Source organism: Nonomuraea sp. AD125B, assembly GCF_041402765.1.
Lineage (GTDB): Bacteria > Actinomycetota > Actinomycetes > Streptosporangiales > Streptosporangiaceae > Nonomuraea > Nonomuraea bangladeshensis.
Window position 1 is genome coordinate 305,008 of record NZ_JBGLOU010000010.1, and the last position, 16,435, is coordinate 321,442.

The window sequence follows — 16,435 nt, forward strand, 5'->3', positions numbered from 1 at the left end:
CGGTCAGGTGGTGGGTGCGACGATGACGACCTTGCCGTGCAGTTCGCCTGCGGCGGCTTGGGCGTGGACCGCCGGCAGTTCGGCCAGCGGGACGTGGCGGGCGACGTCGACACGTAGTTCGCCGGAGTCGATCAACGCTGCCAGTTGCTCCAGTTGGCCGGCGTCGCTGCGGACGAACAGGTCGATGCCCCGTACGCCGTGTTCGTCGTCGGAGGGCGCGGGCATCCAGACGGTGGTGTTGACCAGCACTCCCCCGGGCCGGATGAGGGTGAGCAGTGCTGCCAGCCGCTCCGGGTCGATCGGGGCGAGGTTGAGGGCGACGTCGACCGGCTCTTTCACCGCCGTGTTCACCTCGGTGGTGGTGTGGTCGATGATCTCGTCGGCGCCGGAGGCTTTGACCTGCTCGTGGCTGCGCGGGCCGGCTGTGGCGATGACGTGCGCGCCGGTCCGCTTGGCCAGTTGTACGGCGTAGCCGCCGACTGCTCCGCCTGCGCCGTTGATCAGTATGCGCTGGCCGCTGGTGAGTTGGGCGTGGTCGAAGAGGGCCTGCCAGGCGGTGAGGCCGACCACTGGGAGTGCGGCGGCGTCGGGCAGCGGGATGCTTTTGGGTGCCGGTGCCAGGATGTCGGCGGGTGCGAGGACGTACTCCGCGGCGGCGCCGGTTCCCGTCATCGGCAGGAAGGCGACGACCTCGTCGCCGATCTCGACGCCTTGCACGTTCTCCCCCAGGGCGTCGACCGTGCCGGAGACGTCGAGGCCGGGGGTGTGCGGGAGTGTGACCGGGATGGGGCCTTGCATGAAGCCTGCGCGGATGTTGCCGTCCACCGCGTTGAACGATGTCGCGGCGACCCGGATGCGTACCTGTCGGGGGCCGGGGACGGGTTGTTCCACTTCTTCCTGGCGCAGGACTTCGGGGCTGCCGTACTGGTGGAAACGCACTGCCTTCATGGCGGGGCTCGCTTTCGGAGAGGTGTTGCTTCGAACTCGAAGCATCTGTTCGTTACTCTAGACCCGCTTCGAATTCGAAGCAACGTGAGAGCCTGTGGGATGGAACACAGTGCCGCGCCCGCCCGGACGGTGTCTTCTCCTTGGCTTGATCCGTTGACGGGCGACGCTCGCAAGGTTACGGTCAGGACCGTTATCGCGCACAAATGAACGCCATCACGGAGGTGGTGCTGTGCAGATCCTCGTGAACAGTCCCTTATCGGGAGCGGAGCGGCAGCGGGCCCGGCGCTTCTTCGCTCGGGCGGAAGGCAGCGGGTGAGACGCGCCCTGTTGCACGGAACGGCCGCGGCGGCGTTTCTCACGGTCCTGCGGGGCGGCTCGTTGCCCACCCTCGACACCGTGCAGCCCGGGACGATCATGGCGAAACGCCCTTTCCCTATCGACAGGCCGGCGAAGGCGGCGACCGTGCTGCTGACGGTGGCGATCAATGAGCGGCTGAACCGGGTCGCGGTCCCGCGGCCGCGACGAACCCCTGCAAAGAAAGCGAACCCATGCGAAGGATCTTCACCGCGTTACTCGCGGTCCTGACGGGGACGGTGCTCGCCGTCGTCGCCGTGCCCCCGCTACCCGCACAGGCCGGGATCTGGCACGAGTACCCGCCGGCGGCGAACAGAACCTGCAGCGAAACTCGCGTTCACAACGGCACCGCCTATCAGGTCTGCCTGGAGTTCAACTCCGCCCGCACGCAGGTCCGCAGCGTCGCCTTCATCAACCCGGGCGCGTACACCAACTTCCAGGTGAACCTGCGGCTCACGTTCGGCGGGGGCGGACCGGACATCTCCGACTCGTGCCCCACGATGACCACCAACGCCAGCCGGGCGTGCTACACCGCCTTCACCGACCTCAGGCGTCCCTACGTCGTCACCCAGGCGACGTTCGGCATCGCCGGGACGTGGCAGCTTCCGGTCCGGGCCCTGGACATGAGGCTGTCGGCCAAGCAGCAGGAACGGGCCAACTGGTGCGGGCCGGGCGTCGTACAGACCACGCTGTCCACGATCGGCATCTCGGCTCCGCCCCAATCGGAGCTGGCCGACAAGCTCCAGACCGAGGAGACTCTCTTCGGCGCGACCATGCCGGGCAGGATCCCCGCCGCGATCAACTCCTACATCCCCGACTCCGACTGGCAGTACAAGTGGGAGGAGATCTACGTCGCCAACGGCCAGACCTACGAGGCGGGAATCGACCGGATCGTCACGTCCCTGTCGCGCGGCAGGCCGGTGATGATCCTGGTGATCCCGGGCAAGCTGCCCTGGTGGAACTCCGCCACGCCGCTCCTGCGGCACTATCTGACCATCCACGGGTACGGCGGCGTGGTGCACGGCGACGGGTCCGTGCATCCTTCGACGTTCAAGGTCGCCGACCCCGCTGACGGCAGCGAGCACTCCATCGACGTGGACCGGCTGCTGCTGGACAACGCCAACCTCGCGTGGAACTGGGTCGATCACGTCGCCATCGTGCGAACCTGACCCGGGCGCGAGGGGGCGTCCGCCGTACCGCGGGAGGAGGTCGATCCGGCGCTATGCGGCCCCACGCTGTTCATGTCGTCGGGCGGCCTGGGGAACGTGGTCGTCGAGGGCCGGCTCGGTCCTGAGACGCGGCCTCGGCGCGGACGACACGCACGGGTCCTGGATTTGACGGCCGAGCTGTGGCGGGCTCGGCCGTTCCCGGCGCCCGAGCCGGCCGGCTCTGCGCGACCAGCGGACCCCCTACTTCGCCACCATCGACGGACGGACGGCCGCCCGCGTCTCCCCCGCGCGCTTCGCGTCGGTGGGGTCATGGACCCCGTGCGCTACCGGCAGGACTCTGCCCGGCGGCGGCCGCGTCCTTCCCCGTCAGGGCAGGCGGCATTCCGCGGCGGCCTGCTCCAGCACCGCGAGTTGCGCGCCGGCTTGTTCGCCGCGGGGCCACAGGACGGCCAGAGTCGAGATGCCGAGTTGCGCGTACCGGCCCAGGCAGTCGCGGAACGCCTCGATCGAGGCCAGCGGGCGCTCGCCCCCGTACCCCAGCACCGCCAGGCGGGGCAGGGTCTCCGGGGGGCGGCCCTGTTCGGCGCAGATCTCGTCGAGGAGGGCGATCTGGCGGCGTACCTCGGTGTGCGGGGTGCCGGCGTAGGTGGCCGGGTTCTGGCTGATGTCCTGCGTTATCCACAGGTCGGCGTGGCGTACGGCCAGTTCCATGCCGCGTCTGGCGGTGGCGGCGACCGCCAGGGGCGGCCTGCGTGCTTCGCCGCCGCCGATGGCGACCTGGTGGGCGGTGAAGTGGCGGCCGGCGAAGTCGGCGGTGTCGCGGGTCAGCAGCAGGTCGATGAGCTCGGTCCACTCGGCGAAGCGGGCCGTGCGTTCGGCACGCTCGAGCGGGGCGCCGCCCAGGGCGTCGGAGTCCGCGCCGGGGCCTCCGGCGCCGAGGCCCAGCACGAAGCGGCCCTCGGAGAGGGCGTCGAGGGACAGGGCGGCCTTGGCGGTGGTCACGGGGTGGCGGAAGTTGGGCGCGGTGACCATGGTGCCCATCCCGATGCGGGAGGTCGCCGCCGCCGCGGCCGCGAGGGTGGTGTAGGACTCGTGCCATATCGGCCGGTCGTTCAGGTTCAGGTGGTCGTACAGCCAGCCGCGGCCCAGCCCGAACTCCTCGGCCTGGAGCCATTCCTGGCGCATGTCGGCCCACGGGGAGTCCGGCCACATGATCACATCAAGGTTCACGCCGGTCACAGTACTCGTGGGGCCGTAAGGGGTCCGTCGCCAGATCGGGGTCTGGGCGGCCGGGCGGGAGGCTCGTTCGAGGAGTGCCGGGTAGGGGGCCGGCAGGTCCTCCCGGAGCGTGGCGGCGGTGGTCGGCGCGGTGATGTCCGCGCCGGTCGCGTCGGGACGGACAGCACCCGACGCGCGGGGGCGAGGGCTACCAGATGGCCGCCTGTGCCGGCCATGCGCAGGCAGGCGCTGCGGCGGAAATGGCCCCGGCTCCTGGGGCTCGGCGCCGCGCCCGGCCTCTCACGGCCAGAACTGCAGGGTGATCAACGTCCGCTGGACGACGTCCGGTGGGAACGCTCCGTGGCCGAGCCGGTCGCGGTGGACGCGGACGTTCCATCGCCGGTCGGGCCGGCCGAGGTCGAACCTGCTGCCGGTCAGATCGGTGCCGGCGTTGTCCTCGGGCTGGATGGTCCCGGATTCCAGGTAGACGGTCCCCTGCCAGGTCGAGGCCGCGGGCGGGTGTGTCGGCGGCTCGCCGTCCCACACCTCGTACTTGACGATGCAGCCCTGCTCGATCGGCTCGTCGATGGCGATCCAGTTGTCCTGGGCCGTGGCCCATCCTCCGGGCTCGATGGCGTAGCTGTCAGGGGATGCCTCGGCCGCGGTGTCCACCACGCCGGCGAAGCCGCGGATCGGGTCGTCGTCCAGCAATTCACTGATCAATGCGGCCATGTTGCCGGCCTCCAGCGGTTCGAGGGTGGTGGCGGTGCCGAGAACGGGGGTCATCATCCCACCTCATCGGGCGGTCACGGCGCTAGCGAGCCGTGGGTGGATGTGTATCTCGTCCCTCCTGTGGTAGGTGGTGTTCGGCGCGTCGGGGACTCCGGTCGAGGATGCATCTCATATGTGAGATATGGTCGTCTCTTATGACAGATGATTACTTGGTACGGATCGGCCGGTTGATTCGGGATGCTCGGCAGCATCGCGGATGGACGCAGTTGCAGCTGGCGGACGCGCTGGCGACGAGTCAGAGCGCGGTGAACCGGATCGAGCGCGGCAACCAGAACATCAGCCTTGAGATGATCGCCCGGATCGGTGAGGCGCTCGACAGCGAGATCGTGTCGCTGGGGTACGCGGGCCCGATGCATCTGCGGGTGGTGGGCGGCCGGCGGTTGTCGGGCAGCATCGATGTCAAGACCTCGAAGAACGCGTGCGTGGCGTTGTTGTGCGCGTCGTTGCTGAATTCGGGGCGGACGATCCTGCGCAAGGTGGCGCGGATCGAGGAGGTCTACCGGATCCTGGAGGTGCTGGCCTCGATCGGGGTGCGGGCGCGGTGGATCAACGAGGGCAGTGATCTGGAGATCGTGCCGCCGGCTCGGCTGGAGCTGGAGGCGATGGACACCGAGGCGGCGCGGCGCACTCGGAGCGTGATCATGTTCCTGGGTCCGCTGATGCATCGGACGGAGCAGTTCCGGATCCCGTACGCGGGGGGTTGTGACCTGGGGACCCGTACGGTGCAGCCGCACATGTCGGCGTTGCGGCACTTCGGGCTGGACATCACGGCGACGGGCGGGTTCTATCACGCGCGGGTGGACGGGTCGGCGGCGCCGTCGCGGCCGATCGTGCTGACGGAGCGGGGCGACACGGTGACGGAGAACGCGCTGCTGGCGGCGGCGCGTCATGATGGTGTCACGGTGATCCGTAACGCGTCGTCGAATTACATGGTGCAGGACCTGTGCTTCTTCCTGGAGGAGCTGGGCGTGCGCGTGGAGGGGGTCGGGACGACGACGCTGACGGTGCACGGGGTGCCGGTGATCGATCGGGACGTGGACTACTCCCCCAGCGAGGACCCGGTCGAGGCGATGAGCCTGCTGGCGGCGGCGGTGGTGACGTCGTCGGAGCTGACGATCTGCCGGGTGCCGGTGGAGTTCCTGGAGATCGAGCTGGCCGTCCTGGAGGAGATGGGGCTCGACTGCGACCGGGGGCCGGAGTACCGGGCGGCGAACGGGCGTACGCGGCTGGTGGATCTGACGGTGCGGCCGTCGAAGCTGGTCTCCCCGATCGACAAGATCCATCCGATGCCGTTCCCGGGGCTGAACATCGACAACGTGCCGTTCTTCGCGGCGATCGCGGCCTCGGCGCAGGGGTCGACGCTGATTCATGACTGGGTGTACGACAACCGGGCGATCTATCTGACGGAGCTGACGCGGCTGGGGGCGTCGGTGAAGCTGCTGGATCCGCATCGGGTGCTGGTCGAGGGCCCGACGCGGTGGCGCAGCGCGGAGATGATGTGTCCTCCGGCGCTGCGGCCGGCGGTGGTGGTGCTGCTGGCGATGATGGCCGCGGAGGGGACGTCGGTGCTGCGGAACGTGTACGTGATCAACCGGGGGTACGAGGATCTGGCGGAGCGGCTGAACGCGCTGGGGGCGCGGATCGAGACGTTCCGCGACATCTGAGGCGGGCCGGTTCGGGCTGGTGGCGGTGGCCGCGGGTTTTTCGTCGGTGGGGTCGGTTACGGTCGTGGGTGATCGTGTGGTCCTGGCGGCGTGCAAGGGGGTTGGCGGGTGCGGCCTGCGGAGCTCGAGCGGTTGACGGTGGTGGAGGCGGCTGACCGTTATGTGGAGCTGGTGCGGGCGCGGACGGTGACGGGGGGTTTGTCGGCGTCGACGGCGGAGGTGTACGCGCGGGACGTGGCGACGCTGGTGGAGCTGGCCGGGGCGGAGCGGGTGCTGGACGATCTGACGGGCGAGGACGTGGACGCGGTGCTGCTGGCGTTCGCCCGCAAGCCGGACGGCCGCTCCCCCGCCGGGTCGGGCGGCAGGGGGCAGTCGCCGTCGTCGCAGGCGCGGTTCCGCCGGTCGGTGTCGGCGCTGTTCAAGCACGCGGCGCTGGTGGGGTGGGTGCAGGTCAATCCGATGCTGCACGCGACGGTCACGGCCAAGGAGCGGGGCGGGCTGCGTCCGCATCGGCGGGCGTTGACGCGGGAGCAGGCGCAGGGGCTGATCGGGGCGGCGCGGCGGCTGCCGGAGGAGCCGGTGGAGGCCGGCAAGCGGCGCGATCAGCGTACGGAGCTGCGCGACGGGCTGATCGTGCTGCTGCTGGCGACGGTGGGTCCGCGGGTGTCGGAGCTGACGCGGGCGAACGTGGAGGATTTCTTCACCAACGACGGGGTGCGTTACTGGCGGATCTTCGGCAAGGGCGGGCGTACGCGGGACGTGCCGTTGCCGGATGACGTGGCGCGGGTGCTGCAGGCGTATCTGGAGCGGGGGCGGCGGCCCGCGGAGGTGGAGGAGAAGGCGCTGCTGCTGTCGTGGCGGGGGCGGCGGCTGGCGCGGGGTGACGTGCAGGCGGTGATCGACCGGGTGCTGGCGCGGGTGGACCCGGACCGGCGGCGGTCGGTGACGCCGCACGGGCTGCGGCACACGACGGCGACGCATCTGCTGGCCGATGCGGTGGACATGGACGCGGTGCGGCGGGTGCTGGGGCACAGCGATCTGTCGACGCTGGGGCGTTACCGGGACGAGTTGCCGGGTGAGCTGGAGGTGGCGATGCGGACGCATCCGCTGCTGCGGGGCGAGGGGTCCTAGCGGGGGGTTTGTACCGGGGTCACGGCGTTACGGGGAAGGCGAGGTCGGCCGCGTCTGCGCCGGGGTCAGGGGCGGCGGTGCAGGAGCATGCCGGGCCACTCCCCCACGGTGAAGGGGGCTTGGCGGGTGAAGCCGCAGCTTTCGTAGTAGGCGACCAGGCGGCCGTCGTCGCCGGCGTAGCAGTCGACGCGCAGGAGGTTCAGGCCGCGTTCGCGGGCCTGGTGGGCGGCGTGGTCGAGGAGGGTGCGGCCGACGTCGTGGCCGGCGTGGCGGCGGTCGATGACGAGGGCCTGGACGTAGAGCTCGGGTTCGGGGGCGGGGGTGACGTAGTCGTGGGCGTCGCCGAGGACGATGCAGCCGGCGGGTGAGCCGTCGCGTTCGGCGATGCGCATGCCGCCGCCGTGGGCCCAGCGGGTGACCTGCTCGGTGCGGCGCGGGTTGCCGGTGAAGGGCTGGTCGCCCCATTGGCCGGTGCGGCCGCGGGCGGCCAGCCAGGCGACGGCGCTGTCGAACATGGCCAGGACGGCGGGGACGTCGTTGGGGGTGCCGGGGCGGATGCGCACGTGGGGTGGTGTTCCTCGGGGAGCGGGGGTGGGTCAGGCGTTGTCGTCGTGCAGGGCGCTGCCCTTCTTCCACTGGGAGAAGGGCATCTGCCAGTAGCCCCAGCCGTTGTCCCATTCGAGCTCGCGGTCGGTGCCGGTGATCTCGACGACGTCGCCGCGCTGCATGGTGTCGTGGAACCAGCGGGCCTGGTCGGGGCGGGCGTTGACGCAGCCGTGGCTGACGTTCTGGCGGCCCTGGGCCCAGACGTTGTCCTTGGCGTGGACGTACTCGCCGGAGTTGGAGATGCGGACGGCGTGGTTGATCATCACGTCGTAGTAGCCCTCGTCGCCCTTCTTGCGGCCCGGGGAGATCATGCGGACGGGGTTGCCGCGCTCCATGGTGAGGTGGACGCCGGAGGTGGTGGTGTATTCGCGGGTGGTGGCCATGCCGGCGCTGATGCGCATGGTCTGCACGCGTTTGCCGTCCTTGTAGACGTACATCATGTGGGTGCGGGTGTTGACCTTGCTGATCTGCTTGGCGCCGATCTTGAGGGTGGCGGTGTAGTCCTTGGTGCCGTACAGGCCCTTGCCGGCCTTGATGCCGGTGATGCCGGCGTTGAAGGTGACCTTCTGGTGGGCGGGCCAGTACTTCGCGGTGCGGTAGATGACCTTGGTGTCGTTGACCCAGCGCCAGGCGCCGTCGACGGGCTTCTCCGCGTCGATCTTCAGGGCGCTCTCGATGGCGGCCTTGTCGGCGACGGGCTGGTTGAAGGTGACGATGATGGGCGCGCCGACGCCGAGGGTCTCGCCCTTGGCGTTGGGGGTGACGTCGATGACCTGCAGGGCGCGCTGGGGCTTGGCGGTGGTGAAGGTGCTGGTGGAGGTGGTGGCGCCGGCCTTGGCGGTGACGGTGTAGTCGGTGGAGGGCTTCAGCGGCGTCCGGGAGATCCAGCGGGTCTTGTCGGCGTTGTAGCGGCCCTCGATCTCGTCGCCGCCGGCTTCGACGGTGACGTTCTCGAGGGCGCCGCCGGCGGCGGCCACGACGATCTTCTTGTCGGGGCTGACGGTGGCGCTGCCCTCGGCGGGGCTGATCTTGACGACGGGGGCCTCGGGGGTGGCGCTGGCGCTGGCTTCGGGCGCGTCGGGCCGGCCGCCGGCGGCGTTGCCGCCGGTCGACGAGCAGGACGTGGTCAGCGCGGCGGCGGCCAGCAGGGCGAGCGAGACGGCCGGTGTCCGCCAAGCGGTCGCTACGTTCACAACTGTCCTCTCCCCCGGGATGGTCATCGCACCCCAAAAACCTTAATGCTCCTGCATGTAAGACGAGGAATCATATGGGAGAGTTCGGTCACATTTACATCACTGTCGGGCGATCAGGCCAGCTCAACGCGGGGTCAGGCGGTAGGTCAGGCCGGTGTGCCGGCGGCCGGCGCCCTTGGTGCGCACGGCCTGCGCCAGCGCCCGGCGCGAGCCGACGATCACCACGAGCCTCTTGGCGCGGGTGATGGCGGTGTAGAGCAGGTTGCGCTGCAGCATCATCCAGGCGCTGGTGGCCAGCGGCACGACGACGGCCGGGTACTCGCTGCCCTGGGAGCGGTGGATGGAGACGGCGTAGGCGTGGGCGAGCTCGTCGAGCTCGTCGAAGGCGTAGTCGACGTGCTCGTCCTCGTCGGTCAGCACGGTCAGCTTGTGCTCGTCGGGGCGGATGTCGGTGACGATGCCGACGGTGCCGTTGAACACCCCGGCCGCGCCCTTGTCGTAGTTGTTGCGCAGCTGGGTGACCTTGTCGCCGACGCGGAAGACGCGCCCGCCGTAGCGGCGTTCCGGCATGCCCTCGCGGGCGGGGGTGAGGGCCTCCTGCAGGGCGATGTTGAGCGCGCCCGCGCCGGCGGCGCCGCGGTGCATGGGGGCCAGGACCTGGACGTCGCGGCGGGGGTCGAGGCGGAAGCGGCCGGGGATGCGGCGGGCCACGACGTCGACGGTGAGCGCGGCGATCTCCTCCGGCTCCTCGCAGGGGAACAGGAAGAAGTCCTTCATGCCCTCCAGGACGGGGTGGCGGCCGGTGTTGACGCGGTGGGCGTTGACGACGACGCCGGACTCCTGGGCCTGGCGGAAGATCTGGGTCAGGCGCACGCGCGGGATCTCCGGCGCGGCCAGGAGGTCCTTGAGCACCTCGCCGGCGCCGACGGAGGGCAGCTGGTCGACGTCGCCGACGAACAGCAGGTGGGCGCCCGGGGCGACGGCCTTGACGAGCTTGTTGGCCAGCAGCAGGTCGAGCATGGAGGCCTCGTCGACGACGACGAGGTCGGCGTCGAGGGGGTTGTCGCGGTCGAAGGTGGCCTCGCCGCCGGGACGCAGCTGCAGCAGCCGGTGGACGGTGGTGGCCTCGTGGCCGGTCAGCTCGGCCAGGCGTTTGGCGGCGCGGCCGGTGGGGGCGGCCAGGATGACCTTGGCGCGTTTGGCGCGGGCGAGGGTGACGATGGAGCGCACGGTGAAGCTCTTGCCGCAGCCGGGGCCGCCGGTCAGGACGGCGACCTTCTCGGTGAGGGCCAGGCGGACGGCCTGGCGCTGCTCGGGGGCGAGCTCGGTGCCGGTCTGGCGGTGCAGCCAGGACTCGGCGCGTTCCCAGTCCACGTCGGCGAAGGCCTTGAGCCGGTCGTGGCCGGCGTTGCGGCCGCCGCGCAGCAGGGTGAGCAGGGTGCCGGCCAGGGACAGCTCGGCGCGGTGGAAGGGCGGCAGGTAGACGGCGGGGACGGTGTTGTCGCCGGCGGGGACGTCCTCGGCGACGACGCCCTCGGTGGCGGCCAGCTCCTGCAGGCAGGCGGTGACCAGGTCGGGCGGCACGTCGAGGATCTTGACGGCGTCGGCGGTGAGGTTGGGGGCCGGCAGGTAGCAGTGGCCGTCGTCGGCGGCCTGGGACAGGGTGTAGCGCAGGCCCGCCTTGACGCGTTCGGGGCTGTCGTGGGGGATGCCGACGGCCTGGGCGATGGTGTCGGCGGTCTTGAAGCCGATGCCCCAGACCTCGTCGGCGAGCTTGTAGGGCTGGGTGCGCACGACGGAGATGGACGACTCGCCGTACTGCTTGAAGATGCGCACGGCGATGGAGGTGGACACGCCCACGCCCTGCAGGAAGATCATCACCTCTTTGATGATCTTCTGTTCCTCCCAGGCGGCGGCGATCATCTTCGTGCGCTTGGGGCCGAGGCCGGGGACCTCGACGAGGCGTTCGGGCTGCTGCTCGATGACGTCGAGGGTGCCGGTGCCGAAATGGTCGACGATGCGCTCGGCCATCTTGGGGCCGATGCCCTTGATGAGGCCGGAGCCGAGGTAGCGGCGGATGCCCTGGATGGTGGCCGGCAGCACGGTGGAGTAGGACCACACCTCGAACTGGCGGCCGTAACGGGGGTGGGAGGTCCAGCGGCCGTTCAGCCGCAGCGACTCGCCGACCTGCGCGCCGAGGAGGGGGCCGACGACGGTGAGCAGGTCGGCGCCGGTGCGCTCGGTCGCGACGCGGGCGATGGTGTAGCCGGTCTCCTCGTTGGCGTAGGTGATGCGTTCGAGTACGGCGTGCAATTCGGTGCCGGGGCCTGGCGCACCCGCGTCTGTCCTCCCCACGCCGATGAGATTAGGGCAGACCCCCGACATCGCGACACCCGGCCCGAGGGCGCGGCGAGGACGGTAATAAGTGGGCAAGGCGCGGCGCGGCCCCGATGCGGGCGTCATGCCGAGGGGCATAAGTGACGCAGGTCCATCGGGGGAGGATGTCGTGGCCACCAAGACGATAGACGTCTCGCTGGCGTCCATCAGGAACACGAACGATTTCAAGGTCTCGCCGGCAGGGGTCATCAACGCCCAGTCGGTCCGCGCCGTGGACGACGAACAGATCTTTGACAGCCAGAACCTGTTCCTGCGCCCGGATCGCGATCATCCGCTGCATCCGAGCGGGGCGCTGTTCATCCCGCCCGGCCAGAGCCTGACCTACAACGTCACCAGACGGCTGCAGATCTCCCACTTCGATGCGGAGAGCACGGGCGCGCTCAACCAGATGCTGATATTCCGCCGCGAACTGACCGAACGCATGGTGGTCGACTCCGAGCCCGACGACGTGAGTTACCAGGGCAACCTCAACCACAGGGTGCTCTTCGACGAGATCAACGGGTTCCGGGAGGTCACCGTGGACTACACCGCCATTCATGGGGATGTCAGGGCCAAGATCCTCGTGACGTACACGGTGAACAGGGTGGCCTAGATTCGGCGAGACGGTACGGATCGTCTTACGGCGTGGTACGATCCGGGGCATGGCCAAGCAGCCCGACCCCGCCCGCCGCAGCCAGCGCTCCCGGCAGGCCATCCTCACCGCGGCCCGCGAGCTGGTCTCCGAGGTCGGATTCGCCAAGCTGAGCATCGAGGCCATCGCGGCCCGCGCCGGCGTCGGCAAGCAGACCATCTACCGCTGGTGGCCCTCCAAGGGCGCGGTGGTGCTGGACGCCTTCCTGGCGCTCAGCGAGGGCGGGCCGGAGCACGACCTCGCGCTGCCCGACACCGGCGACCTGGAGGCCGACCTCAAGACGGTGATGCGGGCCACGGTGGCCGAGTTCGCCGACCCGGCCTTCGAAGGGCCGGTCCGCGCGCTCAACCTGGAGATCATCAACGATCCGGCGCTGGCCGCGCAGTACCGCGAGAAGCTGGCCGGGCCGGTGGACGAGGCCAAGAAGGAGCGGCTGCGCAGCGCCCAGAAAGCCGGGCAGCTCGCCGCCGGCGCCGACCTCGACCTGGCGCTCGAACTGCTGTACGCCCCCCTCTACCAGCGCTGGCTGCTGCGCTCCGGCCCGCTCACCCCGCAGTACGCCGACGCCCTCGTCGACGCCTTCGTCAAGGCCATGCGCCCCTGAGCCCGCCGGCGCGGGTCAGCCGAGGTCGGCGAGGACCGCGTCCAGGACCTTGGCGAGCGTCTCGGCGTTGGCCGGGTCGAACCAGGTGGTGCGGACGCGTTCGTTGAGCCCGTTCGGGGTCTCGTGGTCGGCGGCCAGGCGGTGCAGGGAACGGCTCTCGTCGGCCAGGGAACGCCCGGCCGCCCCGAACAGGCCGCGCACGTAACGCTCGGCCTCCTCGGGGGCCAGGCCGTGACCGGCGGCCCACGTCGCGAGCGTCGCCAGGAACGCGTAGTGCGTGGTCAGCGTGCCGGTCAGCGCGGACATGACGTTGAAGGCCGCCTCGTCGGCGACCGGCAGCGCCTCCCCCAGCCGGCCGAAGAACGCGTCCACGGCCGGGTGCGACGGGTACGTCACGGTGACGCAGCGGCGTTCCCGTACGGGAGGCAGCGGGATGGCCCGCACCAGCGAGGCGCCGGGGCCCACGGCCCGGCGCAGGTCGGCGAGGGACAGTCCGGCCACCACGCTGACCACGACCGTGCGCTCGTCCACCCGCAGGCCGGCGAGCGCGTCGTGGGCGTCGGGGCGGCGCACGGCGACGATCACCAGGTCGGAGCGGTCTGCCACCTCCTGGTTGGAGGCGCACACCCCGACATTGGCGTAGCGTCCGGCCAGCTCGGCGGCCGCGCGGGCGCCGCGCGGCGACAGGTGGACGCGCGGCGGGTTCTCGACGCCGTCGCTCAGACCGTCCACGACGGCCCGGGCGATCTCGCCGACGCCGATGATCCCGATGTGCTGCACGAAGGGCTCCTTGGTGGAGGGTCAGGCGCGCGGTTGATCCTGAAATGATCGCCGACGGGCGTACATAGGCAGAGGTGTCACTGTAAATGATCCGATGAGGAGATCTGCCATGGGAACCGCCCGTGGATGACGAGCGGCGGGCCAAGTTCGAGGCCGCCTACAACCAGGCCTACGGCCTGATCACGGCCTACGCCGCGCGCCGCTGCGACTCCCCGCAGGACGCCGCCGACGTCGTGGCGGAGACGTTCACCGTCGCCTGGCGGCGGGTCGAGGAGCTGCCGGACGGGGCGGCGGCCACGCCCTGGCTGTACGGGGTGGCGCGCAAGGTGCTGGCCAACCACTTCCGGGGCGACAACCGCCGCCGGGCGCGCACCGCCGAGCTCGACGCCGAGATGGCCGACCTGTACGGCCACTCCCCCGACACCGAGGTCGAGCTGGACGCGATCGGCCGGGCGTTCAGGAGCCTGCCCGGGGAGGACCGGGAGCTGCTGTCCCTGGTCGCCTGGGAGGGACTGGACCGCGAGGAGATCGCCGCGGCGCTGGGGCTGTCGCGCAACGCCGTACGCATCAGGCTGCACCGCGCCCGCAGGCGCCTGGCCCGCGCGCTCGCCCAGGCGGGCGGGCAGCAGGGCGGGCAGGCAGGCGCGGGCAATCCGCTGATCCCGTCGGAGAGGTCGCTGTGAGGGACGACACCATGAACAGCAGGGACAACAGGCACGACAGCACCGGCGACATCGCCGCGATCGGGGCGCTGGCGCGGGTCGAGCCCGGCGGCCGGGGCGGCGAGGCGTCCGGCGCGGCCGGGCGGGCGCTGCTGGCCGCGATCACCGCGCAGGAGACGACACAGGAGACGGAGCAGGAGACGACACAGGAGACGGCGGCGCGGCCGGTCCGGCGGCGGCTGCTGCGGCGGCCGGTGCTCGGGCTGGCGGCCGCGGCCGCGCTGGCCGCGGGCATCGTGGCGGTCCCGATCGCGCTGCGCGACGGCACGCCCAGCTCCTACGCCGTCACCCTGGACGACGGCACGGTCACGATCCAGATCCGCGACTTCGACGACGCCGCCGGGCTGGAGCGGCGGCTGAAGGAGCTGAAGGTGCCCGCGATCGTCGACCACGTGCCGGAGGGCATGATGTGCAGGCAGCCGCGCGGCACGTTGGTGCAGAACATCCCGCGCGGCCTGTACAGCATGCCGGAGAACATCCCCGGCGAGACCGAGGGCTGGCAGATGCGGATCAACACCAGGCTGTTCGGGCCCGGCCAGACGTTCGTGTGGACCATCAGCGGCAAGGGCGGCGTGACCACGACCTACCTGATGGAGGGCCCGGTGGCGGCCTGCGAGCCCGTGCCCACGCCCACCTTCCAGATCAGGGAGCCGGAGTTCCGCGTCGCGACGACCAAGGGGCGTTCGCTGGAGGGCCTGCGCGTGGACGAGAAGACCGTCGGCGAGGTCCTGCCCGAGCTGCGCAGGCGCGGCAGGAAGGTCGTCTTCGCGATCATCTCCGTGCCGCCGGGCAACCCCGGCGGGTACGGCATCGACCGCGTCCAGAAGGAGCCCGTCGGCGACGGCTGGGTGGTGTGGGAGGCCGAGGAGAACGCCGAAGGGACGATCCGGCTGCTGGTGACCGAGCAGCGGCTGGACAGCAACCCGGTCTACGGCGGGCCCCGGGACGCGCTCTACGACTGAGGCGGCCGCGCCCGGCGGCGGTGGCTGGCCAGCAGTTCGCCGCCGACGTCCACGTAGCCGGCGAACAGCCCGATCACGTCGTCGAGCCGTTCCCGCGCGGGGCCGGGAGCCACCAGGTCCTGGCCCTCGCGCAGGGCGGCGATCAGGGTTCTGGCGCGGGCCTGGCTGGCCTCCAGCAGCGACTCGATCCCTGCCGTGGCCTCGACCAGGAGCCGCCTGCTGCCGGGTTGCGGGATCACCCTGGCCAGCCCCCAGGAGGCGAGCTGGCGTACGGCGGTGCTCACCGCTCCCTTGCTCAGTTCGAGCTCGGCGGCGATCGTGTCGTGCGAGATCGGCTCCTCGCCGAGCAGCAGCAGCCCGTAGACGCGGCCGGTCGCGTGCGGCAGGTTCCAGGAGGCCAGCAGGTCGCCCACGGAGGTGCAGAACGCCCGCCGCTCGTCGGCGCTCATCGCCGGGCCTGCCCGGGCGCCTCGATGGTGGCCAGGAAGTTCTCGATCGCCTCGTTGACCGCGCGGGGGTTGTCCTGGTTGGCGATGTGGCCGGCGTCCGGGACGACGACCTCCTTCACGCCTTCGGCGGCGGCCCAGCGGGGCATGGCGGAGGCGATGTCGCCGGTGCGGTCCCGCTCGCCGCGGATCAGGCACAGCGGCACCGGCGTACGGTAGCCGGGGTCGGGGTCGAGCAGGGCGACGGTGGCCCGCCAGGCCTGCAGGAAGTCCTTCTTCGGCAGAGCGGCGAAGGCCCGCCGGGCGTCGGCCCGCGCCTCGGCGGTAACGGCGGAGGCCGCGGCCATCAGCGGCGGCAGCGCCCTGGCGGGGATCGCCGCCAGGATCGGCGCGGCGGACCGCAGCAGGAGCCGGTCCCAGGAGGACAGCGGCGCGGTGTTCGGGGCCGAGCCGATGACGACCAGGGCCCGCGCGAGGCCGGGATGCCGGCGTACGACGGCCTGGCCGAGGTTGCCGCCGAGGGACTGCCCCACCAGCACCGGCCGGTCCAGGGCCAGGTGCTCGACGAGCGCGCGCAGGTCCGCGACCGCCTGCCCGGCGGTGAACGGGACTCCGGGCGGGCGGGACAGGCCGTGGCCGCGCAGGTCCCACAGCACGACGCGGTACCCGCGCTCGCGCAGGTGGTCGCGCTGGGCGTGGAACATCGCGTGGTCGGCCCCGGCCCCGTGGGTGAACAGCAGCGGGACGCCGTCGCCGCCGCTGTCGTCGTAGCGCAGGCCGCAGCCCTGGAAGAGGAACACCGACGGTAGATTCAGCAT

General features: G+C 71.2%; 16 protein-coding genes. 7 read left to right on the forward strand and 9 right to left on the reverse strand.

Annotated features, from left to right (window positions below; genetic code table 11):
- Positions 1-3: 3 nt before the first annotated feature.
- Entirely contained in the window at positions 4-948 is a 945-nt protein-coding gene (locus ACBR40_RS26865) for an NADP-dependent oxidoreductase (RefSeq protein ID WP_371250541.1), read from the reverse strand.
- A gap of 548 nt (positions 949-1,496) precedes the next feature.
- Here ACBR40_RS26865 and ACBR40_RS26870 point away from each other — a divergent pair.
- On the forward strand, positions 1,497-2,471 hold the full coding sequence (locus tag ACBR40_RS26870; RefSeq protein ID WP_371250542.1) for a C39 family peptidase: 975 nt from the start codon (positions 1,497-1,499) through the stop codon (positions 2,469-2,471).
- A 366-nt stretch (positions 2,472-2,837) separates the two neighbouring features.
- On the opposite strand, the gene ACBR40_RS26875 is transcribed toward ACBR40_RS26870, so the two are convergent.
- Positions 2,838-3,701: an LLM class flavin-dependent oxidoreductase gene (locus tag ACBR40_RS26875; RefSeq protein ID WP_371250543.1), complete on the reverse strand. Its 864-nt coding sequence runs from the start codon at positions 3,699-3,701 to the stop codon at positions 2,838-2,840.
- 288 nt (positions 3,702-3,989) lie between these two features.
- Positions 3,990-4,478: a hypothetical protein gene (locus ACBR40_RS26880; protein ID WP_371250544.1), complete on the reverse strand. Its 489-nt coding sequence runs from the start codon at positions 4,476-4,478 to the stop codon at positions 3,990-3,992.
- Between the two features lie 137 nt (positions 4,479-4,615).
- Between ACBR40_RS26880 and ACBR40_RS26885 the strand changes: the two genes are divergently transcribed.
- Together ACBR40_RS26885 and ACBR40_RS26890 are read left to right on the forward strand one after the other, a co-directional pair.
- Complete coding sequence (locus ACBR40_RS26885) at positions 4,616-6,145, forward strand: UDP-N-acetylglucosamine 1-carboxyvinyltransferase (RefSeq protein ID WP_344217164.1); 1,530 nt, start codon at positions 4,616-4,618, stop codon at positions 6,143-6,145.
- A 108-nt stretch (positions 6,146-6,253) separates the two neighbouring features.
- A complete protein-coding gene (locus ACBR40_RS26890; RefSeq protein WP_371250545.1) occupies positions 6,254-7,276 on the forward strand; it encodes a tyrosine-type recombinase/integrase in 1,023 nt (340 codons plus the stop codon).
- A gap of 65 nt (positions 7,277-7,341) precedes the next feature.
- On the opposite strand, the gene ACBR40_RS26895 is transcribed toward ACBR40_RS26890, so the two are convergent.
- The 3 genes from ACBR40_RS26895 to ACBR40_RS26905 form a co-directional block, all read right to left on the reverse strand.
- Complete coding sequence (locus ACBR40_RS26895; protein ID WP_371250546.1) at positions 7,342-7,839, reverse strand: N-acetyltransferase family protein; 498 nt, start codon at positions 7,837-7,839, stop codon at positions 7,342-7,344.
- Between the two features lie 33 nt (positions 7,840-7,872).
- Positions 7,873-9,075, reverse strand: a complete 1,203-nt coding sequence (locus ACBR40_RS26900; RefSeq protein ID WP_344217170.1) for an Ig-like domain-containing protein — start codon at positions 9,073-9,075, stop codon at positions 7,873-7,875.
- 123 nt (positions 9,076-9,198) lie between these two features.
- On the reverse strand, positions 9,199-11,430 hold the full coding sequence (locus ACBR40_RS26905; RefSeq protein WP_371250547.1) for an ATP-dependent RecD-like DNA helicase: 2,232 nt from the start codon (positions 11,428-11,430) through the stop codon (positions 9,199-9,201).
- Between the two features lie 151 nt (positions 11,431-11,581).
- On the opposite strand from ACBR40_RS26905, the gene ACBR40_RS26910 reads away from it, so the two are divergent.
- The gene (locus tag ACBR40_RS26910; RefSeq protein WP_344217174.1) at positions 11,582-12,064 is read left to right on the forward strand and encodes a hypothetical protein; all 483 of its coding nucleotides are present in this window, start codon (positions 11,582-11,584) and stop codon (positions 12,062-12,064) included.
- A gap of 49 nt (positions 12,065-12,113) precedes the next feature.
- Positions 12,114-12,707 carry a TetR/AcrR family transcriptional regulator gene (locus ACBR40_RS26915; protein ID WP_371250548.1) on the forward strand — a complete coding sequence of 198 codons (594 nt, stop codon included), beginning with the start codon at positions 12,114-12,116 and terminating at the stop codon, positions 12,705-12,707.
- Positions 12,708-12,722: 15 nt separating this feature from the next.
- Here ACBR40_RS26915 and ACBR40_RS26920 read toward each other — a convergent pair whose 3' ends face one another.
- Positions 12,723-13,487, reverse strand: a complete 765-nt coding sequence (locus ACBR40_RS26920; RefSeq protein ID WP_371250549.1) for an NAD(P)-binding domain-containing protein — start codon at positions 13,485-13,487, stop codon at positions 12,723-12,725.
- 122 nt (positions 13,488-13,609) lie between these two features.
- Here ACBR40_RS26920 and ACBR40_RS26925 point away from each other — a divergent pair, with 122 nt between their 5' ends.
- Positions 13,610-14,170, forward strand: coding sequence for an RNA polymerase sigma factor (locus ACBR40_RS26925; protein ID WP_371250550.1), 561 nt, complete (start codon positions 13,610-13,612; stop codon positions 14,168-14,170).
- 11 nt (positions 14,171-14,181) lie between these two features.
- A complete protein-coding gene (locus tag ACBR40_RS26930) occupies positions 14,182-15,171 on the forward strand; it encodes a hypothetical protein (protein ID WP_344217182.1) in 990 nt (329 codons plus the stop codon).
- Here ACBR40_RS26930 and ACBR40_RS26935 read toward each other — a convergent pair.
- Together ACBR40_RS26935 and ACBR40_RS26940 are read right to left on the reverse strand one after the other, a co-directional pair.
- Positions 15,162-15,620 carry a transcriptional regulator gene (locus tag ACBR40_RS26935; protein ID WP_344217184.1) on the reverse strand — a complete coding sequence of 153 codons (459 nt, stop codon included), beginning with the start codon at positions 15,618-15,620 and terminating at the stop codon, positions 15,162-15,164. The two genes, ACBR40_RS26930 and ACBR40_RS26935, sit on opposite strands and share 10 nt — an antisense overlap.
- A complete protein-coding gene (locus ACBR40_RS26940; protein WP_371250551.1) occupies positions 15,617-16,435 on the reverse strand; it encodes an alpha/beta fold hydrolase in 819 nt (272 codons plus the stop codon). The genes ACBR40_RS26935 and ACBR40_RS26940 overlap by 4 nt, the downstream gene beginning before the upstream one ends.